Source organism: Clostridium sp. K13 (genome assembly GCF_019734195.1).
GTDB lineage: Bacteria > Bacillota > Clostridia > Clostridiales > Clostridiaceae > Clostridium.
On the sequence record NZ_JAASHM010000004.1, the window covers coordinates 119,157 to 132,272 of the forward strand.

At 27.4% G+C, this 13,116-nt stretch carries 9 protein-coding genes; 3 read left to right on the forward strand and 6 right to left on the reverse strand.

Annotated elements, in window-relative coordinates; genetic code table 11:
- Positions 1–22: 22 nt before the first annotated feature.
- Both HCG76_RS04465 and HCG76_RS04470 read right to left on the reverse strand, forming a co-directional pair.
- Complete coding sequence (locus HCG76_RS04465; protein ID WP_221698783.1) at positions 23–1,186, reverse strand: DegT/DnrJ/EryC1/StrS family aminotransferase; 1,164 nt, start codon at positions 1,184–1,186, stop codon at positions 23–25.
- Complete coding sequence (locus HCG76_RS04470; protein WP_221698887.1) at positions 1,186–3,078, reverse strand: polysaccharide biosynthesis protein; 1,893 nt, start codon at positions 3,076–3,078, stop codon at positions 1,186–1,188. Before HCG76_RS04470 ends, HCG76_RS04465 begins: the two co-directional genes overlap by 1 nt.
- A 636-nt stretch (positions 3,079–3,714) precedes the next feature.
- On the opposite strand from HCG76_RS04470, the gene HCG76_RS04475 reads away from it, so the two are divergent.
- Both HCG76_RS04475 and HCG76_RS04480 read left to right on the forward strand, forming a co-directional pair.
- On the forward strand, positions 3,715–4,386 hold the full coding sequence (locus tag HCG76_RS04475) for a helix-turn-helix transcriptional regulator (protein ID WP_221698782.1): 672 nt from the start codon (positions 3,715–3,717) through the stop codon (positions 4,384–4,386).
- A 761-nt stretch (positions 4,387–5,147) separates the two neighbouring features.
- Entirely contained in the window at positions 5,148–5,588 is a 441-nt protein-coding gene (locus HCG76_RS04480; protein ID WP_260458009.1) for a type II secretion system protein, read from the forward strand.
- Between the two features lie 139 nt (positions 5,589–5,727).
- Here the strand turns inward: HCG76_RS04480 and HCG76_RS04485 are convergent, their stop codons facing one another.
- Positions 5,728–7,023: a M18 family aminopeptidase gene (locus HCG76_RS04485; RefSeq protein ID WP_221698781.1), complete on the reverse strand. Its 1,296-nt coding sequence runs from the start codon at positions 7,021–7,023 to the stop codon at positions 5,728–5,730.
- A gap of 297 nt (positions 7,024–7,320) precedes the next feature.
- On the opposite strand from HCG76_RS04485, the gene HCG76_RS04490 reads away from it, so the two are divergent.
- The gene (locus HCG76_RS04490) at positions 7,321–8,496 is read left to right on the forward strand and encodes a cation diffusion facilitator family transporter (RefSeq protein ID WP_221698780.1); all 1,176 of its coding nucleotides are present in this window, start codon (positions 7,321–7,323) and stop codon (positions 8,494–8,496) included.
- Positions 8,497–8,881: 385 nt separating this feature from the next.
- Here the strand turns inward: HCG76_RS04490 and HCG76_RS04495 are convergent, their stop codons facing one another.
- The 3 genes from HCG76_RS04495 to HCG76_RS04505 form a co-directional block, all read right to left on the reverse strand.
- Positions 8,882–11,482, reverse strand: a complete 2,601-nt coding sequence (locus HCG76_RS04495) for a hypothetical protein (RefSeq protein ID WP_221698779.1) — start codon at positions 11,480–11,482, stop codon at positions 8,882–8,884.
- A 196-nt stretch (positions 11,483–11,678) separates the two neighbouring features.
- Positions 11,679–12,401 (reverse strand): amino acid ABC transporter ATP-binding protein, encoded by a 723-nt coding sequence (locus HCG76_RS04500; protein WP_221698778.1) that lies wholly within the window; start codon positions 12,399–12,401, stop codon positions 11,679–11,681.
- A complete protein-coding gene (locus tag HCG76_RS04505; RefSeq protein WP_195986789.1) occupies positions 12,388–13,068 on the reverse strand; it encodes an amino acid ABC transporter permease in 681 nt (226 codons plus the stop codon). Before HCG76_RS04505 ends, HCG76_RS04500 begins: the two co-directional genes overlap by 14 nt.
- Positions 13,069–13,116: the final 48 nt, after the last annotated feature.

Consider the following 13,116-nt stretch of genomic DNA (forward strand, 5'->3'; position numbering starts at 1 on the left):
ACCCCATACCTAAAAACTATATCTATTTAAAAATCCCCCTAATAATTCTAATAACTCTTTCTATCTCTTCATCAGTCATCTTAGTATCAGAAGGTAAGCAAATTCCTCTTTCAAAAATATCTTCTGAAACACTATCTTTTTCAGTATTATCAGCCTTAAAGAAATCATATTTTTCATAGAAAGGTTGCATATGCATTGGTTTCCATATATGTCTTGACTCAATATTTTCTTCTTCTAAAGCTAAAATAATATCAAGTGGTTTAACCTTTGATTCATTACTTAATATTCCAATGCTTAACCAATAATTTGGTTCACCATATTCACATACATTAGCCATTTCTATATCAGGAATATCATTAAAAGCTTCCTTATATTTTTCATATATATATTTCTTTTTTTCTATTCTTTCATCTAGTACTCTTATTTGTCCTCTACCTATTCCTGCAACTATATTACTCATTCTATAATTGTATCCAAGCTCTGTATGTTGATAATATCTTGCATTATCTCTAGCTTGAGTTGCCCAGAATCTTGATTTTTTTATTCCCTCTTCATCATCTGAAACAAGCATTCCTCCACCTGATGTAGTTATTATCTTATTTCCATTAAATGAATATATTCCGTATTTTCCTATTGTTCCTGTTTGTTTTCCCTTATAAGTTGCACCAAGAGATTCCGCTGCATCCTCTATTACTGGTACATTGTATTCATTACATATAGCCATTATTTTATCCATATCAGATGATTGTCCATAAAGGTGAACTACTATTACTGCCTTTGGTAATTTCCCCTTTTTTGAATAAGCTTCAAATGCATTTCTTAAAGCTACTGGAGACATATTTAAGCTTTTATACTCTGCATCTATAAATACTGGCTCTGCTCCTTCATATATAATAGGATTGCAAGTTGCTGCAAAAGTTAATGATGAACAAAGGACTATATCTCCAGGTTTTATTCCTAATAGCTTAATTGCTAAATGTATTGCTGAAGTTCCTGAAACTAATGCTGATGCATGCTTTGCCCCTACATATTCAGCAACTTCTTTTTCAAAGTTATTTACATTAGGTCCAAGTGGTGCTACCCAATTTGTGTCAAAAGCTTCATTTACAAAGATTTTTTCTAAAGCTCCCATATGTGGTGATGCTAAGTATATTCTTTTATTTACCTTAGTCTTTAATGCTTCCATTACTTTATCCCCCCTGCAGTAACTGCTGCTTCCTCTAATATCTTTTTATTGTTATATACATCTGGTGAATTATATGTTGGAACTATTTCTTTCAACTTATCTTTTAACATGTTTTTATTACCTAGCTTTGCAACAAAGACTAAATCATCTATTTGTTTTATTATTTTATTTAGTGATATAGTTTCTGGCTTGTCTATAAATATTTTATTGTGTGCTGTTTTGCTTAAGTTGTCATTATTCATTAATAGCTCTTCATATAGTTTTTCCCCAGGTCTAAGTCCTGTTATTTCTACTTTTATATCTTTATCTGGGGTATATCCTGAAAGTCTAATTAAATTTTCTGCTAAATCATAAATTTTAACTGGTTTTCCCATATCTAATACAAATATTTCTCCACCCTTTGCATATGCACCAGCTTGAAGTACAAGTTGTGCTGCCTCTGGAATTAACATGAAATACCTAGTTATATCTTTATGTGTTAAAGTTACAGGTCCTCCATTTTTAATTTGCTTCTTAAACAATGGAATTACTGAACCATTACTTCCTAATACATTACCAAATCTAACTGCAACAAACTCTGTTTTATTTCCTCTTTCATTGTTAACAGCTTGAACTATCATTTCACAAAGCCTCTTAGTTGCCCCCATTACATTAGTAGGATTTACTGCCTTATCTGTTGAAATTAAAACAAACTTTTCTACCTTATATTGACTAGCAATCTGAGCCATATTTAATGTTCCCATTACATTATTTTTTATTGCCTCTGATGGATTATCTTCCATTAATGGTACATGTTTATGAGCTGCAGCATGAAAAATTATATTGGGTTTATATGCACTTATTATTTGATTTATTCTTGATTTATCTCTTACTGACGCAATTATTACCTTCTTATTTAATTGTGGAACTTTATAATTTAATTCATTTTGAAGATCATATGCATTATTTTCATATATATCTAGTATTAAAAGTAACTTTGGATTAAATCTTGCTATTTGTCTGCATAGTTCTGATCCTATTGAGCCACCGCCTCCAGTTACTAAAACAACCTTATCATTTATATATTTTTCTATTCCTGACTTATCTAACTTAACTTCTTCTCTACCAATTAAATCTCTTAAATCTACATCTCTCATTTTATTAATTGATATACCTTCTTCTAACAGCTGATAATATCCTGGAATAACCTTAACCTTTGCTTTTGTACTATTGCATATATCTAAGATATTTGTTTTTTCTTCACCATCTATCTTTGCTATTGCAAATAATATTTGATCTATCTTTTCTTTTTCTACTATTTCTTTTATGTTTTCCCTACTTCCTAATATTTTTACTCCGTTTAGAAAGCTATTTAATTTTGATTTATTATCATCTATAATTCCTATAATATTGTATTGTTCACTTTTTTCTTTTCTTATTTCACTTATAATTGACGACGCGCAATCACCAGCTCCTATAATTAAAACATTGTATTTTCCATTGGTTCTATCTGCCATAGAATACGTTATAAATCTAGTAACTATTCTTAGAGATAGCCTTACCCCTGTAACGCAAACCATTATTAATATACCTGCAATAACATTAGTTAATGCTAAAACTGTATTCGGTATAATTGACATTAATATTGTACTTACTATACATCCTGATCCTGATGCAACTATAGACTGCATAAGCTCATATGAACCTGCATTAACCCAAATGCAGCTATACATCCTACATAGTTTTAAAAATGATATATAAGTAACTACTGCAATAGGTAATGTTATACTTAAGTTTAAAACTATATTATCTATATTGTTACTTAGTATAATTGATACAAAATATGATAATATTATTATTGATACGTCAATTAGTAGTAATATTATGTTTTTATTTCTTCTACTTAGGTTCATTATTGATAAATCCTGCACAATTATTTCCCCCTTATAATTTTTGTTAAATATGTATACTACTTATTACTACCAAGCTTAACACCCTACTACATATTTACCATTTATTATCATTTAAATTATATATTTGCATGTTTTTCCAGTAAATAATCTATTGGTTCTATACCACTTCTCATACAATTCAGTAGTACTTTAATTAACACTATGTATAATCTTTTAATAATTCTTTAGTTCTATTATTTACTAATACTTAAGTATTAATTTTTACCCACCGTAAACATTTTCTATAGCTTTTAATATACATTACATATTATTTTTATTAAAAACCTCAATACGCTTTTGTTACATTTTGTTTTTATTTAGCACTTTTAGTCGTAAACTTTTTTTGCATCTTATTCTTAAAATTAATTGCGATTACTATCTTTTATTATTTTAACTCTAAATTTTTATTATTTATTTTAATTGTCATTTTTAAGTATTACTACTTTGTAATTACCTTTAAGTATTACTACTTATACTATTTATTAATACTTCTGTAGAATAAACTTTGGCATTTAATGTAATTTTTAATAGACTTTTATATTTTTTACTATTATAATTTTAATATAGATTATATGAAGTTTGAAAAGGGTGATTACAATGAAAGTTTCTATACTATGTAAATATCAAGTTATTCATGAGGGAATTAAATCAATATTAAAAGAGAAGTATCAAAGCATCACCTCTTTTACTTCTATTGATGATTGTTTTAAAACATTGGACAATCCTGATAATAATTTAGTAAACGATTCAGAAGATACAGTTTTAATTATTACTTTATTTAGAGAGGACTTAAGAATAATAGACAATATTTTATCTATTAAAGATAACTATTCTAAACTTAAATTATTAATTGTTGATTTTAATGAAAGTAAAGACATGTTCTTTAAAGTATCTAAATTAAATATCGATGGCTATATGCTAGGAACATTTGCCCAAGAGGATATAAATTATGCTCTTCATAAAATATCTACTGGAACTAAATTCTACGATAGAGAATTATTATATAGATTAGTAGAAGATGAGCCTGCTGCAACTATTACTGGTAAAGGCAGTTTAGGAAGCCCATTAACTAGAAGAGAATTAGAGATTTTATCTCAATTATCTAATGGTTTAAGTAATTTTGAAATTTCTAAAAATCTTAATATAAGTGAAAATACTGTTAAGAAACATATTAGTAATATATTTATAAAGATAAATGTTAAGGATAGAACTCAAGCTATAATCTATGCTTATGAATCAGGCTTAATAGCTAAGCCTTTATTCTTATAAATTAGCGTTTGCATACACTTAAAATAAATAAGTAGTGAGAAGCTATATATAATAGCCTTTCACTACTTATTTTTATTTAAAAAAATTAAAGGATTTTGAATCTATTTTCTTTAAGCTTTACTTTTTAACAATATAAATATCATTAAAACTATAAACTTAAATTACTGTATTTATATTAAAGATAGTCCCTTATCCTCTATGACTTGTTGACAAGCGTATTATACATAACTTTAGTCATCTCCTGATAAATTTCTTTATCATTCTTATTGCAGTATGTCTAAATAGAAATATCCGAAGTTATGCTTAATATTAATCACAGTTAATATTAAAATACTATCTCGAACCATCATGTGCCCTTATAAAGCTTTTCTTAAATATAAATAAGCATCCTTCAAAAATTAATATCGCTGTTATTTTATAAAAATAACTCTGTATACTATGTATTTTGAAAGAAATAGATCAAAATCCTAAAAGAGATAACGTATAAACTTTAAAGCCAACATCGAGTACAACAAACATATCATATTCATATTAAGCTTAAAATTTATAAACAATAAATTATTTATTATTTATTATTTGTTATCTCTATTATTGTTTTATCCTTTTTTAGGTTAATTTATTCATATTTTTTTATAACTTTTTACAAAAATATGAATTTTGTAATTTTTTTTATCTTTTTTTGAATATCTGATTTATTTATCGGTGATACTCCTAAAGAATTATTTCATGAAATAAAAAAAATTTTAATAAGGAGTTGAACAATGAAATATTTGATCAATATGAAAATTAATAAATTATTTTTAAAATCAAAGAAGAAAAGGAAAAAAGGATTTACTTTAATTGAACTTGTTGCTGTTTTAGCTATCATTGCTATTTTATCTGCTGCTTTTGTACCTAAGTTTTCAAATTATATTACTGAAGCTAAAAAGGTTACAGTTTTAAATGAAGCTAAAAGTGTTATTACTGCTTATGAAGCTGTAAGTCATAAACTTGATACTGATGAAGCTAATACCGATATATCTACTTTAGTAACTAGCAATTATACAGATATATCTCCAAATAAGCTTCCCCTTGCTACAAAAGTTTCTCAATGTAGAAAATTACTTGATCCCAATACTAAATTTGAAGTATCATCCGCTGGAATATTAATTTCAGTTGATAATGATACAATTCCTCAAGACAAAACTGATAATACTGATTAAGTATATTATAAAAACCTATCTATAAAATTCAAATAAAATCTTACTAAATAAAAAATGATGATATATTTAATTATAGTTTTAACTAAATATATCATCATTATCTAAAAATTTAACTTTTATATTAAATATAAAGTACTAATTAAAGACTAAAGAATTCAGTAAATGCTTTAACTGTATAATAGTTATCCTTAACACTTGCTAATTCCCTGATAGAGTGCATTCCAAGTACTGGAGCTCCCATATCAATAACAGGAATAGTTAAGTTTGCAGCTGTTACAGGACCTATTGTAGTTCCACCTCTAACATCTGATCTGTTAACAAACTTTTGGAATGGTACACCTGCAGCCTCACATACACCTGCAAATACAGCACCATTAAAGCTATCAGTGCTATAGCTTCCAGAAGCAGCAATCTTTAATACAGGACCACCTTCAAGTACAGGTCTGTTAGTTGGATCATGCTTATCTCCTAAGTTTGGATGAACAGCATGAGCTAAATCAGCAGAAATCATTATAGAATTAGCTAATGTTCTATAATATCCTTCTCTATCCTTACCTAATCCTAAAGCTATTCTTTCTAATATGTTATTTAATAATGTTGAATTAGCACCTTCAGCAGTTAAGCTTCCGATTTCTTCATTATCTATACAAATCATAACCTTAGTTGCTTCATTCTCTCTACTATCAACTAAAGCCTTAATTCCTGAGAATACCATCCATAAATCATCAAATCTGCCTGAAGAAATAAGTTCTTCATTCATTCCAATTAATGATCCTCTTTCATATTCATATAAACCTAATTCAAAGTTTAATATATCTTCTTTATTAACTTGAAGCTCTTCTGAAATAATATTCATTAAGTAATCTTCTTTTTCTAACTTATCATTAATAAGGCCTAATAAAGGAAGTGTATCTACTTGTCTGTTTATTTTATAGCCTTCATTAACTTCTCTATTCATATGAATTGCTAAGCTTGGAATTATTAATAATGGTTTATTTATATTAACTAATCTTGTTTCTGGCTTTAATGGTGATGAACCTTTTAATGATACCTTACCAGCTATTGATAATGGTCTATCATACCAAGTATGAAGTATTGGTCCACCATAAACTTCAGTGTTTAACTTAACATATTTTCCTTCTGAAATCATTTGTGGATTTGGTTTAATTCTAAACCCTGGAACATCAGTATGAGCTCCTATAAGTCTAAATCCTTTTTCTTCTATATCTCCAGTACCAACTTCAAAAGCAATTAATGCTGAATCATTTTTTATAACATAATATTTACCTTTAGCTTGTAAATTCCATTTATCAGTTTCTTTTATTTCAACGAATCCATTTTCATCTAATATTTTTTGTGTTGCTTTTACCCCATGACAAGCACTTGGGCTATCATATAAAAAATCTACTAATTCTAATGCTAACTTTTTTTCCATAGTCTTTTACTCCTTTACTATCTATATACATCTAATATACTTCATTTGCTATTTTTTCACAACTCATTTACTTAATAGGTTTATACATACTATTATTCCTCTTTGTGCTTCTGTTATATCAAAATGTTGGTGATTTTATAATAACAACATTTTGATATAACAGAATATATATATATATTAATTTGACTTTTACTCTGGATTAAATTAGCATATTGTAATAAGCGTAATTACTAAAAAAAATAACATACTATTAATATAGGTAATTATATTAATTTAAATAAAAATGGGAGGATATTTATGTTTTCAAATTTTTTAGTTAAAAGATTTGTTAAAGATTCAGAAAATGTTTCAGACATAAAGGTAAGAGGCGCATATGCTAATCTTGCCGGAGTAGTTGGAATAATTACTAACTTAATTCTTTTTATAATAAAACTATCTGTTGGTTTACTTTCTAATTCTGTTTCAATATTAGCAGATGCCTTTAATAATTTATCTGATGCTGCATCTTCAATTATAACTATTGTTGGTTTTAAAATGGCAAATAAACCTGCTGATGCTGAGCATCCTTTTGGACATGGACGTATTGAATATATAACTGCAATGATAGTATCTTTCATGGTTATGCTTGTTGGGTTACAATTCGTTAAGACTTCATTCCAAAAGATTATTAACCCTACACCAGTAACTTTTGAATTATTGCCATTTATATTATTACTTGTTTCTATAGTTTTTAAATTTTGGCTATCTAAATTTAATAAATCTATAGGTAATAAGATTAATTCTTCTACTTTAAAAGCTACTGCAACTGATGCTATGGGAGATGTTTTTACTTCTACTACAGTTGTAATTTCATTTTTAATATCTAAGTTTACTACTTTACCTATAGATGGTTATATTGGTATTATTGTGGCTTTAGCTATCGTTTATTCTGGTTTCTCACTTATCAAGGAAACATTAAATCCATTACTTGGTGAACCACCAGATCCAGTTCTAGTTAGTAATATTACCGATATGGTTATGTCTTATGAAAATATAACTGGAATTCATGATTTAATTGTTCATAATTATGGTCCTGGTAGAATTATGGCTTCTATTCATGCTGAAATTCCTAGCAACATTGATATTATGGAAATTCACCATATTATTGATACTGCCGAAAGGGAAATTTCTAAAAAGTTAAACATATATTTAGTTATTCATATGGATCCTATTTGTGTTGATACTGATGAAATAATTGAAGCTAGAAACATGGTACAAGATGTACTTAGTAAATATGAAGAAATTAAATCTTTCCATGATTTTAGAATTGTTGGAGATCATGATAAGAAAAATCTTATTTTTGATATTGAAGTTTCTCCTACTTGTTTATCTAATGAAAGTAATTCTGCTAAATTATTATCTAATATTAAAAATGATATAAAAGAAAAATCTCCAGAATACAAATGTGTTATTACCGTTGATTTAGCTTTATAAACTATTATTTTTGTAAATTCCTCCAATAGAATCTTGGAGGAATTTGTTTTATAATTATTTACATAACTTCCACAAAATATAAATAAAATATTTTATACCAAACAATCTAATCAAAAAAATTTCACACTTTTTTGGAATCGTTTCTATTTTTACTTTGAACTCCCTTTATTTTTTAAAGTAAATAGAGAAACACTAGTTAATGATTAATATACAATATGTATATTAATCATTAACTAAAAGATTTATATGCTCACTCTTCTAACACTTAATATAAATTGTAGTAATATAGTTTATTCTCATTTTAGAGATAACTCTATATTACTAACTTTTTTTAATGTCTATTCAAAATAAATGACGAGGCAAAAATTAAACCTCGTCGTTTATTTTATTGAAGTCTTTCCTCACTCTTAATAACATTAAAATATATAGCCTTTTCTTGCAAATCATAATAAATTGTTTTATCTTGTGGTCTTCTAGTATTGTACCACTCAATCAAATCATTAATTACTTCATAAACTCCACGGTTTATAAGCTTTCCAAGTTTTTTAACAATTATTAATTCTTCCACAGTAACTATTCCACTACTTTGAATTTCTTTTAACTTTTCCTTTAAGAATATATATTTACATTTGTTTACTCCTAAGCTTTGACCTTCCATTGAAATTTCAAATGCTTCTTTATATTTATTATTTTTATTTAATTCATTATTATATAAATAAGCTGCAAGCTGTCCATAACACTCTAGATTACCAAGTTCTATTCCATCTCTATATGATTTTATAATCTCATCTTTATCTATATCTATTAAGCCCTGCTCCCCTAAATATCCTTTAATATATTTTGATGTTCCAACATCTATTTCTTTAATTTCATCAATTAATTCATATCCCTTTTCTTTATTTTCCTCAACACCTATTCCCTTAAAACAATAATATACAAGCTTTTCTTTTCCCTTTAATGCATCTAAATCTATAAGCTTAAATACATAGTAGATAGCTTTTATATCACTTCTTCTGCCTCCAATTCCCTTCTCATATATCTCTATTAATTTTTCTGTTCCTTCAATGTCATTTTCTTTTGCTGCTTTTTCATACCACTTAATTGCTAAGTCTATATTTCTACTTAAAAATATACCTAACTTATACCAATCTCCTAACTTAATCATTGCCTTAACATATTTAGTTTCAGCTGCTAAAGTATAGTAATAATAGGCTTTTTCATAGTTTTGTTCTATTCCAATTCCCTTTTCATATATATATCCATACTTAAATATTGATTCTTTTAGTTCATTTTCTACTCCAAATTTTATATAAGTTACAAGATCATTTTTATTAACATCTTTTCCTTCTTTTATTTCATTAATCATTATACAAGCTAAATAATCCCCTGCATAAGGTGAACCTAACTCATATGCTTCCTTTAATAAAGCTTTAACAATATCACTTGTTTTGTCTCCAAATTTATTTAATCTATAATATGCAACTGCTAAAACATACATAGCATGTGGCTCTTTTTTAGCTGCTGCTATCTCCATATATTCCATTGCTTTTTCTAGATTTTTTTCAACACCTTCTCCATTGTAATATATTATTCCTAATCTTTGTGTGCACTTTAAATTTCCCTCTTCATGTCCTTGTCCATATATTAAAATTGCTTGATTAATTAGACCTTCATCTTCATATACTTTTCCAACCTTGAAATATATACTTCTATCACCAAATTCAATTGCTTTATTATATAATTCTAATGCAGTATATACATCTTTTTTTACATGAAGACCTTTCAAATACATTTCTGCAAGAGATTCTATACAGTTTGTATCTAAAGATAAATAGCCTTTACTTAAATAGTAATATGCCTTTTTATAATTAACCTCTAAACATATTCCTTCTAAATATGATCTTCCTATTATATAATAAGCATCCTCATAATCATTTTCTGCTGCTCTCTCAACCCAATAATATGCACTTACTAGATTTTCCTCGCATCCCTCTCCATTTTTATACATTAATGATAAAGCATACTGTGATGCTGGAAGGTTATTTTCAGCAGCTTTCTTATGCCACTTAAAGGCTTTTTCCTCATCTTTATCTACACCTAAGCCATTATAATAAGCACGTCCTAACTGATAATATGAGCCTACGTAATCATTTTCTGCACTCTTTTGAAACCACATAAATGCCTTGTTATTATCCTTAATAACTCCATTTCCTTCTGAATATAATACACCTAAGGAATATTGTGCAAAAGCATTTCCTTTTATTGCAGCTTTATAATACCATTGATATGCAATTTCATAATTTTTACTTATACCTATCCCCTTATCATAAAATAATCCAAGATAAGTTTCTGCATATTCATCCTTATATTTTGCTGCATCTAAAAAATATTTATAGGCTTTTTTACTATCTTTTTTTACACCTCTACCAAAATAATAATTCTCACCTTTTTCAAGAAGCAACCGAACTATATCTTCTTTAACTTGAGGCTCATCTACTATATTTTCAATATTTTTTACTGTATTTTTTTCTACATCATTTTTATTTTCCAGCAAATACTTTTTAAATATCTCTTTTTCTGAATCCAATAATCCTTCTAATATTAAAGAGTAGTTTTCTTCTCCATAATTAGTAACAAACCAGGCTAAAATCTCATATAATATTTTCATTTCTGAAAGTTCATCTTCAGAAGCTGTACATTGAGAGTAGTTTACTCTAATCTTTTCAGCCCACACTCTAATCTTATCTAAGATATCAGCAGGTATTATATTTATTTCTTTTAGTAAGCTTAATCTTTTTTCCCAGTTAAGCTTCTCATCATATAATATATTATTTTTCTTATATATATAATAAATAATATCACCAATTATAGCATTAATACTTTCCTCTATATCATCATGAGTTGTCTTTTTCTTTAACTCTTCTATATCTTCATATATATCCCTAAACTCTAGCTTTAAAAAATCATAACTAAAGATTTTGTTCATATATCCTCCAATGCTATTACTTCTACTATTAGTTTATTATATGGTTAAGGTCTTTATTACGCATCAATTGTAATAAAAAATGCCTTCGGGGTAAATAAAACTCCCAGTATCCATAGGATACTAGGAGTTTTTTGTATTTTGCCTCAGGGGAAAAATACACAGTATGTATATTTTTCCCCTGAGGCGAAATACACAATTATAATACCTTTGATAAAAAGTCTATTGTTCTTGGATTTTTTGGATTTGAAAATATTTCTTCCGGAGTACCTTGTTCTACAATGTTTCCATTATCCATAAATAAGATTCTATCTCCAACCTCTCTTGCAAATCCCATTTCATGAGTAACAACTACCATTGTCATTCCCTCTTTTGCAAGGTCTTTCATAACACTTAAAACTTCACCAACCATTTCTGGATCTAAAGCAGAAGTTGGTTCATCAAATAGCATAACATCTGGTTCCATAGCTAATGCTCTTGCTATTGCTATTCTTTGCTTTTGTCCACCTGAAAGTGATGATGGATAAGCTTTTGCCTTATCAGTTAATCCAACTCTTTTAAGTAATTCCATTGCCTTTTTTTCTGCTTGCTCTTTACTAAGTCCTTTAACCTTAACTGGCGCTATAGTTAAATTTTGTAGTACAGTTTTATGTGGAAAAAGATTAAATTGTTGGAACACCATTCCCATCTTTTCTCTGATTTTATTTATATCTACTTTTTTATCTGTAATATCATTACCTTCAAATATTATTTGCCCTGAAGTTGGTTCTTCTAATAGGTTTAAACATCTTAAGAATGTACTCTTTCCTGAACCTGATGGACCTATTACAACTACAACTTCACCTTTTTCAATATGCTCATCTATACCTTTTAAAACATCATTTTTTCCAAAACTTTTATAAAGATTATTAACGTGAATCACTTTTTTTCATTCTCCTTTCTATAAGAGATATAATTCTACCTAATGTAAATGTCATAATAAAGTAGAATCCTGCTGCTACTATATATGGCTCTAATCCTCTATATGTAGAACCTACTACAACTTTTGATGCAAACATAAGCTCATTAACCCCTATTATTGAAGCCATTGATGATTCCTTAATTATTGCAACAAACTCATTCCCGATTGCTGGTAATATATTTTTAACAGCTTGAGGTATTACTATTAAAACCATCGCTGTACTTTTTCTCATTCCTAAACTTCTTGCAGCTTCCATTTGTCCTTTATCAACTGCTTCAATACCTGCTCTTACAATTTCTGATACATATGCTGCTGAATTTAATGCAATTGCTATTATTGCTGATGTAAATGGACTTAAATCTATTCCAAAGAACATCTTAGAACCAGCATACATAATTAAGATTTGTAATAGCATTGGAGTTCCTCTAATTATTTCAATATAAACTACTGCTATTATTTTTAAAGGCTTAATCTTCCAAATATGAAAGTTTGAAGTCTTCATAAAGAATAATAAAGAACCAAATAATGCCCCAAAAAGTACTGTAATTAAAGAAATTAATAATGTATATTTAACACCTTCTAAATAATAAGGCATATAATCTGGCACGAAACTAAAATCAAAATTCATTTTTTATCCCCCTCTTTTTTATATAAAATTTACTATTTAACAGAACCT